Source organism: Streptomyces sp. NPDC056169 (assembly GCF_042268445.1).
GTDB lineage: Bacteria > Actinomycetota > Actinomycetes > Streptomycetales > Streptomycetaceae > Streptomyces.
Map to the genome: position 1 here is coordinate 180,542 of NZ_JBHJUO010000013.1, position 19,029 is coordinate 199,570.

Below are 19,029 nucleotides of genomic sequence, written 5' to 3' on the forward strand. Positions count from 1 at the left end.
CGCCCCCCGGCCGCCCCCCCCCCGGTCGCTGTGCGGCCGGCGCCCCCGGCCCCCCCTCCACTCCCCCCGGGGGGGCCGGCGGGCCCCCCCGCCCCCCCCCCCCGCTCCGCACCCGGGGGTTCCGCACCGTGCGCAGCAAGCTTTCCGTGCTCCTCCTGAGCGCGCTCCTCGTGCTCCTCGGCGTCGCGCCGCAGGCCGCCGCCGCCGAGAACGGCGAGTGGGCCGTCTACCCGGCCGCCGCCAAACTCGGCAGCCGCCCGTACTTCTACCTCTCCGTCGACCCCGGCACCTCGCTCACCGACCGCGTCACCGTCACCAACAAGACGGCCGCCCCGCTCACCTTCCGGCTGTACGGCGCCGACGCCTACAACACCGACCGGGACGGCGGCTTCGCCGTCCGCACGCAGCGGGAGAAGCAGATCGGGGCCGGTGCCTGGATCAAGCCCGAGCGGACCCGGGTCACCGTCCCGCCGCGCTCCGCCGTCACCGTCCCGTACACGCTGACCGTCCCCGCCGACGCCGATCCCGGAGACCACCCCGGCGCCCTCGTCGCCCTCGACGAGCGGATCAGCCCGAGCGGGCAGGGCTCCGTCGCCATGGGCGTCCAGCGCGCGGTCGGCGCCCGCGTCTACCTCCGGGTCAACGGGCCGACCGTCCCCGCCCTCGCCGTGGAGGACGTCACCCTCGACCAGGACCGGCCGGTCGTCCCCGGCACCGGCGGGAGCAGCACCCTCGTCTCGTACACCCTCCACAACCGGGGCAACGTCACCCTCAACCCCAAGGTCGCCCTCAAGGCCGAGGGCGCCTTCGGCCGCACCCTCCTCGCCCGCGACCTGGCCGGGGTCCCCGCCGAGCTGCTGCCCCGCCAGAAGATCCGGCTCACCGCGCGGTGGAGCGGCTCCCCGCAGTTCGACTGGGGCGACGTGACGCTCACGGCCAGCGCGAAGGGCGTGAAGGAGACCGGGACGGTGTCCTTCCTCGCCCTGCCGTGGCTCGCCGGCGGGATCCTCCTCGTCGCGGCCGTGACGGGTTTCCTCGGCCTCCGGATGCACCGCCGCCGGGCCCTGAGCGAGCCCGGGACGGTCCCGGGCGAGGCCTGACGACCCACCGAGCGAGGCCTGAGGACGTCCTGAGTGCGTGAGGCGGGCGCTCATCGGGGACAATGGCCCCCATGAGCGCTCGCAACCAAGAAACCGAAGCCGTCCACCGGGCCGGCTTCGCCTGCTTCGTCGGCCGCCCCAACGCGGGCAAGTCCACCCTCACGAACGCTCTGGTCGGCCAGAAGGTGGCCATCACCTCGAACCGGCCGCAGACCACCCGGCACACCGTCCGCGGCATCGTGCACCGCCCGGACGCGCAGCTGATCCTGGTCGACACCCCCGGCCTCCACAAGCCGCGCACCCTCCTCGGCGAGCGGCTCAACGACGTCGTGCGCACCACCTGGGCCGAGGTCGACGTGATCGGCTTCTGCCTGCCCGCCGACCAGAAGCTCGGCCCCGGCGACAAGTTCATCGTCAAGGAACTCGCCGCGATCAAGAAGACCCCCAAGGTCGCGATCATCACCAAGACCGACCTGGTCGACTCCAAGACGCTCGCCGAGCAGCTCATCGCCGTCGACCAGCTCGGCAAGGAGCTGGGCTTCGAGTGGCAGGAGATCATCCCGGTCTCGGCCGTCGGCGACAAGCAGGTCCAGCTCGTCGCGGACCTGCTCGTCCCGCTGCTCCCGGAGTCCCCGCCGCTCTACCCGGAGGGCGACCTCACGGACGAGCCTGAGCAGGTCATGGTCGCGGAGCTGATCCGCGAGGCCGCGCTCGAAGGCGTACGGGACGAGCTGCCGCACTCGATCGCGGTGGTCGTCGAGGAGATGATCCCGCGCGAGAACCGCCCGGCGGACCGGCCGCTGCTCGACATCCACGCCAACGTGTACATCGAGCGCCCCAGCCAGAAGGGCATCATCATCGGCCCCAAGGGCAGCCGCCTCAAGGAGGTCGGCATGAAGTCCCGCAAGCACATCGAGGCGCTCCTCGGAACCCCGGTCTTCCTCGACCTGCACGTGAAGGTCGCGAAGGACTGGCAGCGGGACCCGAAGCAGCTGCGCAAGCTGGGTTTCTAGCCCGTTCCGGGCGCCGGTTTCTAGGCGCCCTCCTTGAGGACCCTCGTGATGAGGGTCCTCTGCGCGTCCGTGAGGCGGGGGTCGCAGCAGCGGATCGTGCGGTCGTCGATCGTGATCTCGTACGCGAAGCCGTCCGGTACGCCCCGGCCCTCGTCGCTGCCCCCGTCGAGGACCTGCCCGGCGAGGGCGTGCAGGTCCCCGGCGTCGGGCCGGCCGGAGGTGTCCACCTCCGCCGACCGCTCGATTCCCGCGAAACCGCCCGTGCGCCGCACTCGAATCCGCATGGGACCTGTGTACCAGGCTCTGCCCGGCGGGTCAGTCGGTCGGCACGCCCACGGCCGCCCAGGCCTTCAGGACGGCCTGGATCTCCTCCCCGTCGCCGTACCGCGCCTTGGCCGCCGCCACCGTGGCCGCCGCGAACTCGGAGAAGCGGGTCTCGGGGGCGAGCGTCCCGCCGGTCATCACGTCGTACCAGATCTGCCCGGGCCGCTCCCAGGCGTTGCCGCCGAGCTCGGTCGCCGCCAGGTAGAAGGCGTGGTTGGGGATGCCCGAGTTGATGTGCACCCCGCCGTTGTCCCGGCTCGTGCGGACGTAGTCGTCCATGTGGCCGGGCTGCGGGTCCTTGCCGAGGACGTCGTCGTCGTACGCCGTGCCCGGGGCTTTCATCGAGCGCAGGGCCGCGCCCTCCACGTTCGGGTGGAAGAGGCCCTCGCCGATGAGCCAGTCGGCCTGGTCGGCCGTCTGGCCGTGCGCGTACTGCTTCACGAGCGAGCCGAAGACGTCCGAGACGGACTCGTTGAGGGCGCCGGACTGGCTGAAGTACTCCAGGTTCGCCGTGTACTGCGTGAAGCCGTGGGCCAGCTCGTGGCCGATGACGTCCACGGGCAGCGTGAAGTCGAGGAAGATCTCGTCGTCGCCGTCGCCGAACACCATCTGCTCGCCGTTCCAGAAGGCGTTGCCGTAGTTCTCGTCGTAGTGGACGGAGGCCAGCAGCGGCAGCCCGGCGCCGTCGATCGAGTCCCGGCCGAAGGCGTTCAGGAAGAGGTCGAAGGTGGCGCCGAGGCCCGCGTACGCCCGGTTGACGGTGGCGTCGGCGGTCGCCGCCTCGCCCTCGGCGCGGACCCGCGCGCCCGGCAGCTCGGTCCCGTGCGCGCAGTCGTACACCGTGCGGTGCGGACGGCCGACGTCGCCGGGGGCGAGCGTGGGCGCGCTGCCGGGCAGCGGCAGCACCCGGCTCGTACGGGCCGAGGCGTCCGCGATGAGGGTGCGGCGGGCGGCGGCGGCGACGGCCGGGTTCGAGGAGCGCGCCAGGTGCTCCAGGAGGTGCGGCGGGACGATCGAGCAGAAGACCGGGACGGAGTGGTGCGTCTGGGGAGTCATCCTCGCAATGTGGCACCGCGTGACGCCCCTGTCACGAGATGCGACGAGGATTGGCGAAATGGAGTGATGCGTCACGGATCAGCCTTGACGCGGGGCCCGTCCCGCATACTGAAACGGGACGTCCGCCTCCGGTGTCCCTCGGCTAAGCTGCGGCCATCATGCGTTTCGGGCTGCTTCTCCTTAGCTGCCGCGGCGAGGGCCTGTAGTCGTAGGCCGACCCCCTCCCCGCGGGACCTGGTGTTGCGTTCGACAGTCGGCCGTCCTTCTTGAAGCTGGACCCGAGGAGCCCAACGCAATGAGCCAGTCCCCCTTCGTCAGCCGCCCCACGCCGATCACCAACGCGACGCAGCTGCAGAAGCCGTCCGGGATGCCCATCCACAAGTACGGCCAGTACGAGGCCGTGCAGATCCCCGACCGCACCTGGCCCGAACAGCGGATCACCAAGGCCCCCCGCTGGCTGTCGACCGACCTGCGCGACGGCAACCAGGCCCTGATCGACCCGATGTCCCCGGCCCGCAAGCGCGAGATGTTCGACCTGCTGGTCCGCATGGGCTACAAGGAGATCGAGGTCGGCTTCCCGTCCTCCGGCGAGACCGACTTCGCGTTCGTGCGCTCCATCATCGAAGAGGGCGCGATCCCGGACGACGTCACCATCTCCGTACTGACCCAGGCCCGCGAGGACCTGATCGAGCGGACCGTGGAGTCCCTGGTCGGCGCCAAGCGCGCCACCGTCCACCTGTACAACGCCACCGCGCCCACCTTCCGCCGGGTCGTCTTCCGCGGCTCGAAGGAGCAGATCAAGCAGATCGCCGTGGACGGCACCCGTCTGGTGATGGAGTACGCGGAGAAGCTGCTCGACGAGCGCACCACCTTCGGCTACCAGTACAGCCCGGAGATCTTCACCGACACCGAGCTGGACTTCGCCCTGGAGGTCTGCGAGGCGGTCTGTGACGTCTGGCAGCCGGGCCCGGGCCGCGAGATCATCCTGAACCTGCCCGCCACCGTGGAGCGTTCGACGCCGTCCACGCACGCGGACCGCTTCGAGTGGATGTCCCGGAACCTGACCCGCCGCGAGTACATCTGCGTGTCGGTCCACCCGCACAACGACCGCGGTACGGCCGTGGCCGCGGCCGAGCTGGCCATCATGGCCGGCGCCGACCGCATCGAGGGCTGCCTGTTCGGCCAGGGCGAGCGCACCGGCAACGTCGACCTGGTCACCCTGGGCATGAACCTGTTCAGCCAGGGCGTCGACCCGCAGATCGACTTCTCGCAGATCGACGAGATCCGCCGCACGAGCGAGTACTGCAACCAGATGGAGGTCCACCCGCGCCACCCCTACGCGGGCGACCTGGTCTACACCGCCTTCTCCGGCTCCCACCAGGACGCCATCAAGAAGGGCTTCGACGCGATGGAGGCCGACGCGGCCGCCAAGGGCGTCACCGTCGACGACATCGAGTGGGCCGTGCCGTACCTGCCGATCGACCCGAAGGACGTCGGCCGCTCCTACGAGGCCGTCATCCGGGTCAACTCGCAGTCCGGCAAGGGCGGCATCGCGTACGTCCTGAAGAACGACCACAAGCTGGACCTGCCCCGCCGGATGCAGATCGAGTTCTCGAAGATCATCCAGCAGAAGACCGACAGCGAGGGCGGCGAGGTCACGCCGGCCGCGATCTGGGCCGTCTTCCAGGACGAGTACCTGCCCAACCCGGACAACGCCTGGGGCCGGATCCAGCTGCGCTCGGGCCAGACCACCTCCGACACGGACGGCACGGACACGCTGACCGTCGAGGCGGTCGTGGACGGCGCCGAGACCGTACTGGCCGGCTCCGGCAACGGCCCGATCTCGGCCTTCTTCGCCGCGCTGCAGTCGATCGGCGTGGACGCCCGTCTGCTGGACTACCAGGAGCACACGATGAGCGAGGGCGCCTCCGCGCAGGCCGCCTCGTACATCGAGTGCGCCATCGACGGCCAGGTCCTGTGGGGCATCGGCATCGACGCCAACACGACCCGCGCCTCGCTGAAGGCGGTCATCTCGGCGGTCAACCGCTCCGCCCGCTGACCCGACGGCGCACTGACCCGCGCTCTCCTGCCGCTGCCCCGCACCCTTCCTCCCGGAGGGTGCGGGGCAGCTCTGCTGTGTGAGCTGCGTCACGGTTTCAGGTTCGCTTAAGGAAGATCATGCCCTCATGTCGGAATCAGCGTCATATCAGGTGAGTTGACGGCACATCGGGGAATGACGGAAGGTCGGCTCGTCCCCTCGGACACTCCCCCCACGCGCCCCCTTCGCACCTCCCTGACCTGGAGTTTCGTATGCGCACGACCGCTGCTGTGGCCGCTGTCCTCGCGGTGACCGGCACGGCCCTCGCCTGGGCCCCCGCCGTCTCCGCCACCCCCGCCACGTCGTGCGCGACGCAGCCCCTCGGCACGGCCGGGCTCTACGCCGAGTTCGTCGAGAAGGACTCCGTCCGCCACTCCGACTCCGAGGGTGCGGTCGCGGTCGGCGGCGACGCCACCTTCGGCGACCCGCAGCGGCCGTCCGGCTTCTCGATCGGCCACAAGCTCACCGGCGCCGACCTCGCGAAGCTGCCCGGCGGCCACAGCCTCGTCGTCGGCGGCACGCTGTACGCGAACCAGGTCGTCCTGGACAACGGCACCGGCATCGCCGGCAAGGTCGTCGACCGCTCCACCCCGGGCCAGGGCTTCGGTGTCGACGGCGACAAGGTCAAGGAGGGCGGCTCGCCGACCTCCCCGATCGACTTCGCCAAGGAGTTCGCGGACCTCCGCGCGCTCTCCACCGGCTGGGCGGGCACCGCCCCCAACGGCACGGTCGCCGGCGACAAGGACTCCCAGGGCCTGTTCCTCACCGGTACGGACGCGAAGCTCAACGTCTTCGCCGTGGACGCCGCCGACCTGGAGAAGGCCCGGGCGATCACCCTCAAGGTCCCGGCCGGCTCCTCCACCCTCGTGAACGTCCTCGGCGCCTCGTACGACATGAACAAGTCCGCCACCTACGGCGTCTACTACCAGGGTGCGGACGGCTCGGCCCCGGTCATCGACGACTACCAGCTGGCGAGCGACGAGTTCCGGCAGATCCGCTCCAAGCTGCTGTGGAACTTCCCGCAGGCCGAGAGCGTGAAGAAGAACTACACCTCCTGGCCGGGCACGATCTTCGCCCCGAACGCCAAGGTCGAGATGGGCGGCGCGAACATCGGCCCGGGCCACGTCAACGGCTCTGTCATCGCCGAGTCCCTGACGACCGTCCCGGGCGCCGAGACCCACCAGATGAACTTCACCGGCTGCCTCCCGAAGGAGACGACGCCGGGCCCGGTCGTCACCCCGGAGCCGCCGACGCCGACCGAGACGTCCGTCCCCACCCCGCCCGCGACCCCCGAGCCCACCCCGACCGACGACGGCGGGACGCCCACGACCCCGGAGACCCCGGGCGCCTCCGAGACGCCCGGCGCCTCCGCCTCCCCGTCGACCCCGGCAGCCACCCCCGACACCTCGGAGAGCCCGGCCACCCCGGGAACCCCCGACGAGTCCACCACCGCCCCGGCCGGGACCCCGGCGCCGTCCGCCACCCCGGAGGGTGATCTCGCGACGACCGGTTCGGCCATCGGGCCCGGCACGATCGGTGCCGCGGCGGCCGCCGTCCTCGTCGGCGGAGGCTTCCTGGCCTTCGCAAAGCGTCGCCGCCGCGCCTCCTGAGGTTTCCCGCCGGGTGACGTGTCTCGGCCATCTCCACGGCGATCTGCTGACGGGGTGCTGACGCCACATCAAGGATGTGGCTAACATCACGCCAACGCCGGCAGTGCAGCCGGGCCGTTGAGGAGGTGCGTGTGCGGTCTGCCCGGAATTCACGTGGTGGGAAAGTGGGCGTCTGCGGAATCCGCACCTCCTGGAACACGGTCGGAGACGGCGAGTTCTTCTGCGAGGAGTGCGGCGGCGACCGGAACTACCGGCGGCGCACCGGCCGCCGCAGGTTCGCCGTCCTCGGCGTCCCGGTCCTGCCCCGGGGCTGTACGGGCCCCGTCGTCGAGTGCGCGGCCTGTCACACGCACTTCGGTACGGAGGTCCTCGACCGTCCGACGACGAGCCGCTTCTCGGCGATGCTGCGGGACGGCGTGCACACCGTCGCCCTGGCCGTGCTCGCGGCCGGCGGCACCGACTCCCGCGAGGTCCTCGACCGGGCCGTGAGCGCGGTCCGGTCCGCCGGCTTCGCCGAGTGCACGGCCGTCCAGCTCGTCGACCTGGTCGAGGCCCTGGAGGCCGACACAGGGCGCTTCATGCCCGAGGTGAACCCGGAGGGCAGCCTCCTCGCGATCGAGCTCCACGAGGCGCTGGAGCCGCTCACCCCGCACCTGGCGCCCGCCGGCCGGGAGTCGATCCTGCTCCAGGCCGCCCGGATCGCCCTCGCCGACGGCGTCTACAGCCCGACCGAGATGGAGGTCCTCGGGACCGTCGGGAACGCGCTCGCGCTGGCCCCCGACGACACCGTCCGCCTCCTCACCTCGGCCCGGACAGTGCCGTAGGGCTCCCGTCAGGGCCTGGCGTCACGGCTGGATGTTCTGGTTGAGCCGGAACACGTTGTCGGGGTCGTACCGCCGCTTGACCGTCCGGAGCCGGTCGAAGTTCTGCCGGTAGTTGACCCGCACCCGGTCCTGGTCGTCGGCGTCCATGAAGTTCACGTAGCCGCCCTCCTCGGTGTGCGGGCGCAGCGCCTTGTCGTAGGCGCGGGTCCAGGCGATGTTCGCCTCCGCGTCCGCCGCGCCGGTCGACCAGGTCGCGCCGATGGAGTGCGAGAAGACGGCGTCCCGGTAGGCGAACGCGGTGTCCTCGGGTCCCACCTCGTGGCAGGCTCCGTCGATCGGGAAGATCGCGGTGTCCGACTCCATCGACGGCATCGTCCCGCCGTACGTCATGTGCGCGTCGATCGCGCCGTCCGTCAGCTCGCGACTGAAGTTGCCCTTCCAGTAGTGGAAGAGCCCCGGCGGCAGCTGCTCGTCGAAGACGGTGTTGATCACCGGGTACGGCATCCGCTCCATGAACCGGCCGACGACCGGGCCGAGCCCGTCGAGCCGGGCGAGGACCTTGTCGTCGTCCGCCGCCGGGCCGCTGAAGCAGGTGAACGCGGCGCAGATCGGGCGGCCGTGCCAGCGCTCCGGCAGGAACGGTTCCTCGGGGCCGAGCGCGATCACGAAGATCGTGTTGAGCTCGACCGGCGCGTCCTCGTTCATCCGCTGCCAGGCGCGGGCCACGTCCGGGCCGAGCGGGTAGCAGGTCAGGCCGCCGAAGACGTCCGACACCGGGTGCAGCCGGTACGCCAGCGAGACGGCGACCCCGAAGTTCCCGCCGCCGCCGCGCAGCGCCCAGTACAGGTCAGGGTGCCGCTCGGCGTCGCAGGAGACGAGCGTGCCCTCGGCGGTCACGACGTCCGCCGCGATCAGGTTGTCGCAGCTCAGCCCGCACCGGCGGGCCAGGTGCCCCATGCCGCCGCCGAGCGTCAGGCCGCCGACGCCGGTCGTGGAGATCACCCCGCCGGTGGTGGCGAGCCCGAAGGCGTGGGTGGCGTGGTCGAAGTCGCCCCAGGTGGCGCCGCCCTCGGCCCGGGCCGTACGGGCCTCCGGGTCGACGCGGACGCCCCGCATCCGGGACAGGTCGACCACGAGGCCGTCGTCCACGGTGCCGAACCCGGCGACCGAGTGGGAGCCGCCGCGCACGGCCAGCGGGAGGGCGTGCTCCCGGGCGTACAGCACCGCCGCGATGACGTCGCCGGCGTCCACGGCATGGACGACGACGGCCGGGCGGCGGTCGTGCAGGGCGTTGTAGACCCGGCGGGACACGTCGTACGACGGGTCGCCACGGGCCACGACGGCGCCGCGCACGGCACCGCGAAGCGTGTCCAGGGGGTCGGTCGTGGTGGTCATGGTTCCGGTGTAGCCCGGCGGAGAGGGGTGGGGCATCGCCCGAACGGCCCATGTCCGCAGGGAGCGGGGGATGGGCCGTTCGCACCAGGACGGGTCGGAGCGGGTCGGGCGTCAGAGCAGGTCGTGGGCGTACGCGTAGGCCGTCGCGGCCGTGCGGGAGCCGACGCCGAGCTTGGCGAAGATGTTGTTCAGGTGCCGGGAGACCGTGTGCTCGCTGATCACGAGGGCGCGGGCGACGTCCTTGTTCGTCCCGCCCCCGGCGACCAGCCGCAGGACCTCCGCCTCGCGGGCGGTCAGGCCGCCCGGCAGCCGTCGCCGCTTCCCGCCGGAGAGCAGCGCCACCGCGCGCCGGGCGTCGGGTACGGCCCCGAGCCGTTCGAACACCGTCCGCGCGGCGCCCAGCTCCAGCCGGGCCGCCTCCTCGTCGCCCACCGCCCGGTCCGCCGCCGCGAGCAGCATCCGCACCTGAGCGGCCTCGTACGGGACGCGGAGCTCCAGCCAGCCGGCGAGCGCCTGCCGCAGCAGCCGCAGCGCGGGGCCCGAGCGGGCCTCGGCCAGCGCGACGGCGCCCAGGGCGGTGTCGGCCGTCGCCCGCAGCAGCGGTACGTCCCCGGCCAGCGCGTCCAGCTCCCGCGCGGCCCGTGCGGCGCCCGGCACGTCCCGGACGGCGAGGGCCACCTCCGTACGGGCGGCGAGCAGCCGGGCCCGGCCCAGGAGGTCGTGGTGCGGGTCGCTCTGGCAGGCCAGGGCGAGGTCGACGCCCGCGACGGCCGTGTCGGCCCTGCCCTGGGCGAGGCGCAGCAGCGCGAGCCCGGGCTGCGGGACCCGGCCCAGCTCGTGGGCGTGCGCGTACGACGCTGCGGCCTCGTCGAGGCGGCCCTGCCGCCGCTGGACGTCCCCGGCGGCGTAGAACGCGGCGGCGGCCGACTCCAGGCAGTCCACCGGCACCTCCCGGCAGGCCTGCCGCGCCTCCTCCTCGGCGAGGGCCCAGGTGCCGAGGAGGTCGAGGACCTCGACGCGGTGGGCCCGGCAGACGCCCCGGAAGGGGTTCTCCCCGGAGGCCGGGGCCAGGGTCGGGGCCGGGGCCAGGGCGGGGGCGGCCGCCATGGTCTCCGGCTCCCGCCCCGACCCCGACCCCGGCCCCGACCCGGTCTCCGTATCCGGCCTCCGCTCCGCCGGGCGCCCCGTCCACGCGGGCGCGCACCACTCCATTGCCGCGTTCGTCCACTCCACGGCCCGCCCGAAGTCCGCCGCCTCCATGCACTGGGTGAGGGCCAGGCAGTACAGCCAGCCCGTGAACATGCTGCTCAGCTCGCCGGCGGTGACCGCACACATCGCGTCGTCGAGGAGGGCGAGGGCCTCGCTCCTGCGGCCGTGCGCGAGGAGCACGGAGGACTCGGCCTGGCGGCTGAGCGCGACGAGGTCGGGGCTGCCGGAGCGGACGGCGAGACGGGTCATGCGGCGCGCCGCGGCGAGGGCGGCGGCCCGGTCGCCGTGCTGTTCGGCCTCCTCCGCGTCCGTCCAGGCGAGGAAGCACTGCTCGGGGCAGGGCGGCAGGTCCTCCAGGTGGTGCCGGGCCCGGTGCAGCCAGCCCGCCGCCGCGGCGGGCCGCCCGAGGCTCGCGTACTCGTAGTGCAGCCACCAGGCGGCGAGCCCGGCGCCCCGGTGGTCACCGGCAGCGAGGAAGGCGGCGTGGGCGCGGAGGCGGGCGGTGACGGACTCGTCGATGTGCCCTGACCACCAGGCGGCGTCGGCGAGCACGGACAGGTCGTCGGCGGTCAGCGCGCGGGAGGGGTGCAGGTCGTGGGCGTGGAGCAGCGCGTACGCCTCGGCCCAGGACTCCCGGCCGGCCGCGTCCCGGGCGCGTTCGACCGCGTCGGTCGGATGAGCGGCGGTGTGCAGTGTGGGTGCGGACATGGCCTCGCCCCTTCCCGGTCCTTTCAGGGTAGGACCGGGAAGGGGCGAGGGCGCCCGCGGCTAGGACACGGAGGCGACTACTGGATCGCGCCGCTCGCGCGCAGCATGTCCTCGCGCTCGACGATCTTCACGCGCTCGCGGCCCTGCGGCTCGCCGAGCGCCTTCTCGGCGGCGTCCAGGGCGTACCAGCCCTCCCACGTCGTGTACGTGATGCCCTTCTCCTCCAGGAAGGACACGACCGCGTCCGTCTCCGGGGTGTCGGGCGTCAGCAGACGGCCGTTCGCGAAGTCGGCGAGGAGGTTCGCGACGGTCTCGTTGGCGTCGCCCTTGGTGTGGCCGATGAGGCCGACGGGGCCGCGCCGGATCCAGCCGGTGCAGTACGTGGAGGCCATGTGCTCGCCGGTCTCCTCGATGACCCGGCCGCCCTCGTCCGGGACGGTGCCGCTGGTGGCGTCCCAGGGGATCTTGGGCAGCTCGTCGGAGAGGTAGCCGACGGCGCGGTAGACGGCGGAGACGTCCCAGTCGGTGGTGGCGCCGGTGCCCTTGACGTTGCCGGTGCCGTCGAGCTCGGTGCGCTCGGTGCGGAGGCCGACGACCTTGCCGTCCTCGCCGAGGATCTCGACGGGCGACTCGAAGAAGTGCAGGAAGAGCTTGTGCGGGCGGTCGCCGACGTCGCGGATCGCCCAGTTCTCCAGGGTCTTGGCGACCATGTCGGTCTGCTTGTTCTTGCGCCGCTCGGCGATCGAGCCCTCGTCGTAGTCGATGTCCTCGGGGTTGACGATGACCTCGATGGTGGGGGAGTGGTCCAGCTCGCGCAGCTCCATGGGGCTGAACTTGGCCTGGGCCGGGCCGCGACGGCCGAAGACGTGGATCTCGACGGCCTTGTTGACCTTGAGCCCGTCGTAGACGTTCGCGGGGATCTCGGTCGGCAGCAGCTCGTCGCCGGTCTTGGCGAGGATGCGGGCGATGTCGAGGGCCACGTTGCCGACGCCGAGGACGGCGACCTTCTCGGCCTCCAGCGGCCAGGTGCGCGGGACGTCCGGGTGGCCGTCGTACCAGGAGGCGAAGTCGGCGGCGCCGTACGAGCCGTCCAGCTCGACGCCGGGGATCTTGAGTTCGCGGTCGGCCATGGCGCCGGTCGAGAAGATCACGGCGTCGTAGAAGGCGCGCAGGTCGTCGAGGTGGACGTCCGTGCCGTAGTCGACGTTGCCGAAGAGGCGGACCTGCGGCTTGTCGAGGACCTGGTGGAGGGCGTTGACGATGCCCTTGATCCGGGGGTGGTCGGGGGCGACGCCGTAGCGGATGAGGCCGAAGGGGGCCGGCATCCGCTCGAAGAGATCGATGGACACGCCCGGTTCGGCGGCGGCCTCGGACTTCAGCAGCGCATCGGCGGCGTAGATTCCGGCGGGGCCGGCGCCGACGATCGCGACCCGGAGGGGGCGGGGCATGACGGGTTTCCCTTCGCAAGCGACGTGGCGGCGAGGCCGCCGACACTTAGGTCACCCTAAATAACAACACACTCGAAGCGGTACCCGGGCCCGGTCTATGGACTCATAAGCCGGACTTATGAGTTCCATAAGTGTGACTAAGCGGGTTCCTAGAAGTCGAGGGTGCCGAGGAGCACGCCGACGGTCACCGCGATCAGGGCGGCGAAGGTGACGAGCCCGAGGCCGGCGAAGATCAGCCCGGCGCAGAGCTCCGCGCGCCGCGAGAACGCCCGCCTCGGGAGGACCACGTTCCCCGGGTCCCGGGGGTCGTAGCTGACCTTGACGGCGATGCCGCCCGGCCAGGTGAACACGTTGCGGATCATGCCCGCGGGGTCCACGTACAGATACTGCCCCGGCCTCTCCGGGACCTCCGCCGCGAAGGCCGTGATGCCGTGCCGCATCAGGCGCCGCTCGCGGTGCCAGTCGGTCAGGGCGATGACGCCGGCGACGGAGGACGCCGCCCCGACGAGGCCCGCGGGCGTGAGGATGAGGATGCCGATCGGCTGTCCGGCGACCGCGACGAGCACGCACAGGAGCACGAGCAGGCCGAGCGTGGCGGCCGCCCACCGCTTCATCAGCCGCGTCTTCCTCTCCCGCCTGCTCACGGGCCGGTCGCGGGTCTCCACGAGCGCGGTCCCGTCGGCCGTCGTGTCCCGTCCGGCCGCCTCGGGCAGGTCGGCGTTCACGGCCGCGGCGAACATGGCGGCGGCCGCCTCGCTCACTCCGTCGATCCGGTGCGCGTACGAGGTCGCTCCGGCCGGCGCCGTCAGCTCGACGGCGAGCGACCGCCCCTCGGCACGGACCTGCGCGATCGCGGCCAGAGGGATGCGCACCTCGTCGTGACGGCGACTCAGGAGAAGGGCGTCGCCCTCGCGTTGGAGGGATGCCTTCGCGCTGCCCTGGACGACGGGTGTGGACGGAGTGATGGACATGGGCGTGATCGTAGGCGCGACCTGACGGTCGGTGAAGCCCAGCCGGAGGATTTACGGGGCGGCCCGGGCGCTCGCGAGGGCGGCCAGGTCCGCGTGGCGGACGACGGAGCCCGCGGCGCCCCAGGAACCCTCGGGCAACTCGTGCGGCCTGCGCCGAGCGGCGCGGCCTACTCGGCGTCGAGCTGGTGGTCGGCCCAGACGTAGCTTTCGGGCAGCAGGTCGGCGATGCGGACCGTTCGGACGCGGTCGCCGTTGCCGACGATGACCTTGAGGGCGGGGAAGTAGTCGAGGAGGACCTGCCGGCACCGGCCGCACGGCGGGACGACGCCCCGGTCGCGGTCGCCCACGGCCACGATCGTGTGCAGCTCGTAGGCGCCCTGGGAGGCCGCCGCGCCGATGAGGACCAGCTCGGCGCAGGGGCCTCCAGTGAAGTGGTAGGCGTTCACCGCGGTGACGATCCGGCCGTCCCGGTCACGGGCCGCGGCCGCCATGGTGTGGTTGTCGCCCTGGCAGCGCGTGCGTGCGACGTGGGCCGCGGCCTCGATGAGTTCGTGGTCGACGTCGGGGGTCTGCGTGGTCATCTCTCCGCCTTCGTGATGCTCAGCCCGTCACGGTCGTGACGACGAGCCGGCCGATGCCGTAGAGCGCGCCGCCCCCGATGCCGCAGCCGATGAGGGTCATGACCATCATCATGCAGCGGCTGTACAGGCCCTCCTGGTGGACGGCCGCCTTCGGGTTGCGGGGATCGTAGGACAGCTCGACCGTCTGTCCGCCCACGTTGTTGTCGTAGGTGTGGGAGACGCCGTCGGTGTCCGTGTAGCGGTACACCTTCGTGTTGTTGGTGACGTGCGAGAACTGCGCCACCACCGTGATGCCGTGCTTCGGCAGGTGCCACATCCGGTACAGGTCCCGGCTCATGGTGAACACCAGGAAGACGCCGGTGACGGCGACGAGGGCACCCAGCCAGAACATGAGCGCGTACTCGAACCGGCCGGCCACACCGAGGAACACGTCCAGGGCGAGGACCGGGGCGGCGGCGGCCGTCGCGAGCACCGTCCGACGGCTGACGCGGGGCGCCGTTGCCGTCGGGGGCGGTCAGCTCGATCGTGGCGACCCGCCCCTCGGCGCGGACCTGTGCGATCGCCGCCAGGGGTATGTGATGACCCTCGCCCGGGAGGCCGAAGGTCACGGCCCCTCCCTCGAAGCGGACGACGGTGGAGCCGGTGCCGCGCAGGACGAGGGAGGGGGCGGTCGTCATCCGGCGATACCGGCGACGAAAGCGGACCAGGCGGCGGCGGGCACGATCAGGACGGGACCGTCGGTGACCTTGCTGTCCCGGACGGGGACGACACCGGTGAAGTCGAACGAGGCCTCGACGCATTCACCACCCTCGCCGTTGCTGTAGGAGCTCTTGAACCAGTGGGCGTTGCTCAGGTCGTACTCGCGCATCGTCTGAAGTCCTCCGCCGCCGACTCGATCAGGGCCAGGGACGCCTCCGGCGACAAGGTGGCAACCCTGAGCAGATCGTAGGCGCGCTGTGCACGCTTCACCACAGCCGGATCGTCCAGGAGCGTCCCCGAGAACGAGGTCTCTGTATAGGCCGTTGGCGGTTGGTCCTCGAACTCCATGAGCCTCAGCATGCCGTTCATGGAGGCATGCGCTCCGACCGAGCGGGGGATCACGGTCACCAGGACCCATCGGTTCCTGATCAGGCTTGCGATGTGGTTGAGCTGCTCCGCCATGACCGTCGGTCCGCCCACGGGGGTGACCACCGTGTTCTCGTGGAGCATGACCCAAAACTCGGGTCTTGTAGCGTCCTTGAGGATCCGCGCTCGGCCTAGTCGCGCGGTGACCTTCTCCTCGACGTACTCCTCCGTGGCGAACGGGTTCGCCGCGACCGTAACCGCCCGCGCGTACTCCGCCGTCTGGAGCAGGCCCGGCACCACGAACGGTGCAAACTCGCAGATCCTCGTCGCCACCTCCTCCAGCTCCGCCACCGCCTGGAAATAGGACGCGTACGGCGACTTGTTGATGAGCTTGCGCCACGTGCGTTCGAAAATACCGCCGGTTTGTAGTACCTCGTCGATTCGTACCGCCACATCCAACTGCGGCTTTCGAATTCCCTGCTCGAACAGGCCGATGTACGCCCCGGATACGAACACCCGTCTGCCCAGTTCGCCCTGCGAGAGGCCCGCCGCCTCGCGGCGCTCCTTGAGGAGGTCTCCGAAGAACTCCCACACGTCCTGCTGCTTGCCCTTGGCCATGGATTAACTCCCCAACCCTACGCCGCAGTTGTACGGCCTGCGCGTCTGCCGATTCTACGGATCCCGCCCCACCCTGGAGAGGCGAAGCAGGAAATGGATTCAGAAAGGCATACGTTGGTGAAGGAAGACATCATGAAGACGACCGCGGGGGCCATCGAAGCCGCTCAAGAGGCAGTGACGGAATTGCGTGAGGCGCTCGCGAGGGCGGGAATCACTCTCCCCTCGCTCGGGCTCGACGTCGTCACCCTCGCCGCCGACCCTCCGAGGCCGCTCGTCGAATTGGGATGCTGCACGGCGGAAACGGCGCGGCTCATCGCCGCCGCCCTACTGCCGGGGGAGGAGAACGGAACATGACCTTGCCCATCGGGTCGTACGTCGTGGAGATCCGTACCGGACGGGTCGGAAGAGTCATGGGGCACGAGGGGCCCTACGTGCAGATCCGCCCGCTCGGCGGCGGGCGCGAGTGGGACGTGGAGCCCGACGGCGTACGTGAGGCGACGACGTCCGAGCGACTGAGCGCCGCCACGGCGCACGTCAACGCCCGGAGCCGGGGCGAGGTGCCCTGAAACCCTCCGCCCCCGGCCGGTTCGGCGCCCCGTCACTCCGGCCGGGGGAGCGTGCGTCCGTACGCGAGCAGCAGGAGTTCCTGGGCGGGGCGGCTCACCACCCGAGCGCCCGTGCCCGTGCCGTACGACCAGTCCAGGTCCGTGGCCCGCAGGGTGACGCCGTCGAGGTCCGCTCCGAAGAAGCGCAGCGTTCGAGGGGTGACCGTCCCCAGCAGGATCCGCAGGCGCTCCTCCGGGACCTGCCGTCCGAGGCCGAGCGGGACGGTGATGTCCAGGCCGTGGATCACGTCGTGGCCGAGGGCCGCCGCCAGGCCGCCCACCGGCGGCTTCCAGGGGTGATGGGCGTGGTCGCGCAGGGCCGCCGCGAGTTCGCGCGGGGTGAGGGCGGCGGCGTCGCGGCGCGCGAGGCGGTCGGTCATCCGGTGCAGGTTGCCGCCCGCGCGGACGAGTTCCAGGGCCGTCCTGCCGAACGGGTACCGGAAGCCCATGCTCATGTGGCCGGCGACCTCCCGTACGCGCCAGCCGCCGCACAGCGTCGGCGCGTCCCACTGTTCGTCGGTCAGTCCGTCCAGGACGTCCGCCAGTTCGCGCCGCTCGGCCGCGATCTCCGCTCGTGTCTCCGCTGCCGTGGTCTCCATGATCACCAGCGTGCCGAGGTGCCGGCCAGAAGTCCAAGAGCGAGGTCTTCTCCTCGCTAGCATTCCTGGTTATGGAGCTCCGTCAGCTGCACTACTTCCTCGCCGTCGTCGAGGAGGCCAACTTCACCCGTGCCGCCGCCCGCCTCCACCTCGCGCAGCCGGGGGTGAGCGCCCAGATCCGGCAGCTGGAGCGGGAGCTCGGGCAGCCGCTGCTCGACCGCTCCGGCCGGACCGTCACCACGACCGCCGTCGGTGAGGCGGTCCTCCCCTTCGCGCGGGCGGCGCTCGGGGCCGTCGAGGGGCTGCGGCGGACCGTGGACGAGTTCACCGGTCTCGTCCGGGGGCAGGTCACGATCGGCCTCGTGTCCGGGGCCGCCGCCGACGAGTTCGACGTCGCCGCCGTCCTGGCCGACTTCCACGACGACCACCCGCAGGTCGAGATCTCCCTCACCGAGGACACGTCGGAGCGGATGCTCGCCGCCCTGCACCGCGGCGAACTCGATCTCGCCGTGATCGGCCTCGCCGAGGAGGAGCCCCCACAGGGCGTCAGCCTCCAGGTCCTCGTCGACATGCCCCTCGTCGCCGCCATGGCCCCGGGCGACCCGCTCCTCACCGCCCCCGACGGCCGCGCCCGCGCGGCGCTCCCCGTGGCCGATCTCGCCGGCCGTCCGCTGATCAGCCTTCCGCGCGGCACCGGCCTGCGCGGCGTCCTGGAGCGCGCCGGTACGCGGGCGGGCTTCCGGCCCCACGTCGCCTTCGAGGCCGCCGCACCGCACCTCCTGGCGCGCCTCGCCGCCCGTGGCCTCGGCGTCGCCGTCCTCCCGGAGCTCCCGGCCGAGGCGGCGGACGCGCTGGGACTCCGTACCCTTCCCCTCACCGATCCGCCCCTCCGGGGCCGCGTCGCCCTCGCCTGGCCGGCGGACGGCCCCGCCGCCCCGGCGGCCGGCGCACTCCTCGCCCGGATGCGGAAAGCGTTCCCCGAGGTCCGGCCCGAGGTCCGGCCCGAGGTCCGGCCCGGGGTCGGGGCGCCCCCGCCGTACGGGAGAATGGGCCCATGAGTCTGTTCCGCGACGACGGCATCGTGCTGCGCACCCAGAAGCTGGGTGAAGCGGACCGCATCATCACGCTCCTCACGCGCGGTCACGGCCGCGTGCGCGCCGTCGCGCGCGGGGTGCGCCGGACGAAGTCGAAGTTCGGGGCGCGGCTCGAACCGTTCTCGCACGTGGACGTGCAGTTCTTCGCCCGGGGGAGTGAGCTGGTCGGACGCGGGCTGCCGCTCTGCACGCAGAGCGAGACGATCGCCGCGTACGGCGGCGGGATCGTCACCGACTACGCCCGGTACACCTCCGGCACGGCCATGCTGGAGACGGCGGAACGGTTCACCGACCACGAGGGCGAGCCCGCCGTCCAGCAGTACCTGCTGCTGGTGGGCGGTCTGCGGACCCTCGCGCGGGGCGAGCACGCGCCCCACCTCATCCTCGACGCCTTCCTCCTCCGCTCGCTCGCCGTCAACGGCTACGCGCCCAGCTTCGACGACTGCGCGAAATGCGGACTTCCCGGGCCCAACCGGTTCTTTTCGGTCGGGGCGGGCGGGGTCATATGCGGCGACTGCCGGGTGCCCGGAAGCGTCGTACCCTCTGCGGAGGCCATCGGCCTGCTCAGCGCGCTGCTCACCGGCGACTGGGCGACGGCGGACGCGTGCGAGCCGCGTCACGTCAGGGAGGGCAGCGGACTCGTGTCCGCCTATCTGCACTGGCACCTGGAGCGCGGCCTGCGCTCACTGCGGTACGTAGAGAAAAGCTAGG

General features: G+C 72.0%; 20 protein-coding genes. 9 read left to right on the forward strand and 11 right to left on the reverse strand.

Annotated features, from left to right (window positions below; all coding sequences use genetic code 11):
* Positions 1-128 precede the first annotated feature (128 nt).
* Both ACFC0G_RS22850 and era read left to right on the forward strand, forming a co-directional pair.
* The gene (locus ACFC0G_RS22850) at positions 129-1,100 is read left to right on the forward strand and encodes a WxL protein peptidoglycan domain-containing protein (protein ID WP_376406039.1); all 972 of its coding nucleotides are present in this window, start codon (positions 129-131) and stop codon (positions 1,098-1,100) included.
* A gap of 62 nt (positions 1,101-1,162) precedes the next feature.
* A complete protein-coding gene (gene era / locus ACFC0G_RS22855) occupies positions 1,163-2,113 on the forward strand; it encodes a GTPase Era (RefSeq protein WP_376406041.1) in 951 nt (316 codons plus the stop codon).
* Positions 2,114-2,133: 20 nt separating this feature from the next.
* Here era and ACFC0G_RS22860 read toward each other — a convergent pair whose 3' ends face one another.
* Both ACFC0G_RS22860 and ACFC0G_RS22865 read right to left on the reverse strand, forming a co-directional pair.
* Positions 2,134-2,397: a protealysin inhibitor emfourin gene (locus tag ACFC0G_RS22860; protein ID WP_376406043.1), complete on the reverse strand. Its 264-nt coding sequence runs from the start codon at positions 2,395-2,397 to the stop codon at positions 2,134-2,136.
* 31 nt (positions 2,398-2,428) lie between these two features.
* The gene (locus ACFC0G_RS22865) at positions 2,429-3,493 is read right to left on the reverse strand and encodes a M4 family metallopeptidase (RefSeq protein WP_376406045.1); all 1,065 of its coding nucleotides are present in this window, start codon (positions 3,491-3,493) and stop codon (positions 2,429-2,431) included.
* A 295-nt stretch (positions 3,494-3,788) separates the two neighbouring features.
* On the opposite strand from ACFC0G_RS22865, the gene leuA reads away from it, so the two are divergent.
* The 3 genes from leuA (at position 3,789) to ACFC0G_RS22880 (ending at position 8,025) form a co-directional block, all read left to right on the forward strand.
* Complete coding sequence (gene leuA / locus ACFC0G_RS22870) at positions 3,789-5,552, forward strand: 2-isopropylmalate synthase (protein WP_376406047.1); 1,764 nt, start codon at positions 3,789-3,791, stop codon at positions 5,550-5,552.
* A gap of 251 nt (positions 5,553-5,803) precedes the next feature.
* The gene (locus ACFC0G_RS22875; RefSeq protein ID WP_376406049.1) at positions 5,804-7,201 is read left to right on the forward strand and encodes a choice-of-anchor A family protein; all 1,398 of its coding nucleotides are present in this window, start codon (positions 5,804-5,806) and stop codon (positions 7,199-7,201) included.
* 131 nt (positions 7,202-7,332) lie between these two features.
* Positions 7,333-8,025, forward strand: coding sequence for a TerB family tellurite resistance protein (locus tag ACFC0G_RS22880; RefSeq protein WP_376406051.1), 693 nt, complete (start codon positions 7,333-7,335; stop codon positions 8,023-8,025).
* A gap of 21 nt (positions 8,026-8,046) precedes the next feature.
* Here the strand turns inward: ACFC0G_RS22880 and ACFC0G_RS22885 are convergent, their stop codons facing one another.
* From ACFC0G_RS22885 to ACFC0G_RS22920, 8 genes are all read right to left on the reverse strand, one after another.
* Positions 8,047-9,420, reverse strand: a complete 1,374-nt coding sequence (locus ACFC0G_RS22885; protein ID WP_376406053.1) for an FAD-binding oxidoreductase — start codon at positions 9,418-9,420, stop codon at positions 8,047-8,049.
* A gap of 111 nt (positions 9,421-9,531) precedes the next feature.
* Positions 9,532-11,337, reverse strand: a complete 1,806-nt coding sequence (locus ACFC0G_RS22890; protein ID WP_376406055.1) for a LuxR C-terminal-related transcriptional regulator — start codon at positions 11,335-11,337, stop codon at positions 9,532-9,534.
* A gap of 77 nt (positions 11,338-11,414) precedes the next feature.
* On the reverse strand, positions 11,415-12,785 hold the full coding sequence (locus ACFC0G_RS22895; protein ID WP_376406057.1) for an FAD-dependent oxidoreductase: 1,371 nt from the start codon (positions 12,783-12,785) through the stop codon (positions 11,415-11,417).
* Between the two features lie 149 nt (positions 12,786-12,934).
* Positions 12,935-13,756 carry a hypothetical protein gene (locus ACFC0G_RS22900; protein WP_376406059.1) on the reverse strand — a complete coding sequence of 274 codons (822 nt, stop codon included), beginning with the start codon at positions 13,754-13,756 and terminating at the stop codon, positions 12,935-12,937.
* Positions 13,757-13,923: 167 nt separating this feature from the next.
* A complete protein-coding gene (locus tag ACFC0G_RS22905; protein WP_376406061.1) occupies positions 13,924-14,337 on the reverse strand; it encodes a cytidine deaminase in 414 nt (137 codons plus the stop codon).
* 19 nt (positions 14,338-14,356) lie between these two features.
* Positions 14,357-14,809 carry a DUF3592 domain-containing protein gene (locus ACFC0G_RS22910; protein WP_376406063.1) on the reverse strand — a complete coding sequence of 151 codons (453 nt, stop codon included), beginning with the start codon at positions 14,807-14,809 and terminating at the stop codon, positions 14,357-14,359.
* 201 nt (positions 14,810-15,010) lie between these two features.
* Complete coding sequence (locus ACFC0G_RS22915) at positions 15,011-15,205, reverse strand: DUF397 domain-containing protein (protein ID WP_376406065.1); 195 nt, start codon at positions 15,203-15,205, stop codon at positions 15,011-15,013.
* Positions 15,187-16,020, reverse strand: coding sequence for a Scr1 family TA system antitoxin-like transcriptional regulator (locus tag ACFC0G_RS22920; protein WP_376406067.1), 834 nt, complete (start codon positions 16,018-16,020; stop codon positions 15,187-15,189). Before ACFC0G_RS22920 ends, ACFC0G_RS22915 begins: the two co-directional genes overlap by 19 nt.
* Positions 16,021-16,152: 132 nt before the next feature.
* Between ACFC0G_RS22920 and ACFC0G_RS22925 the strand changes: the two genes are divergently transcribed.
* Positions 16,153-16,374 (forward strand): hypothetical protein, encoded by a 222-nt coding sequence (locus tag ACFC0G_RS22925; protein ID WP_376406069.1) that lies wholly within the window; start codon positions 16,153-16,155, stop codon positions 16,372-16,374.
* Positions 16,371-16,586, forward strand: a complete 216-nt coding sequence (locus ACFC0G_RS22930; RefSeq protein ID WP_376406071.1) for a hypothetical protein — start codon at positions 16,371-16,373, stop codon at positions 16,584-16,586. Before ACFC0G_RS22925 ends, ACFC0G_RS22930 begins: the two co-directional genes overlap by 4 nt.
* A 32-nt stretch (positions 16,587-16,618) precedes the next feature.
* Here ACFC0G_RS22930 and ACFC0G_RS22935 read toward each other — a convergent pair whose 3' ends face one another.
* Positions 16,619-17,224 carry a maleylpyruvate isomerase family mycothiol-dependent enzyme gene (locus tag ACFC0G_RS22935; protein ID WP_376406073.1) on the reverse strand — a complete coding sequence of 202 codons (606 nt, stop codon included), beginning with the start codon at positions 17,222-17,224 and terminating at the stop codon, positions 16,619-16,621.
* Between the two features lie 71 nt (positions 17,225-17,295).
* Between ACFC0G_RS22935 and ACFC0G_RS22940 the strand changes: the two genes are divergently transcribed.
* Both ACFC0G_RS22940 and recO read left to right on the forward strand, forming a co-directional pair.
* On the forward strand, positions 17,296-18,282 hold the full coding sequence (locus ACFC0G_RS22940; RefSeq protein ID WP_376406075.1) for a LysR family transcriptional regulator: 987 nt from the start codon (positions 17,296-17,298) through the stop codon (positions 18,280-18,282).
* Positions 18,279-19,028: a DNA repair protein RecO gene (gene recO / locus ACFC0G_RS22945; protein WP_376406077.1), complete on the forward strand. Its 750-nt coding sequence runs from the start codon at positions 18,279-18,281 to the stop codon at positions 19,026-19,028. Before ACFC0G_RS22940 ends, recO begins: the two co-directional genes overlap by 4 nt.
* Position 19,029: the final 1 nt, after the last annotated feature.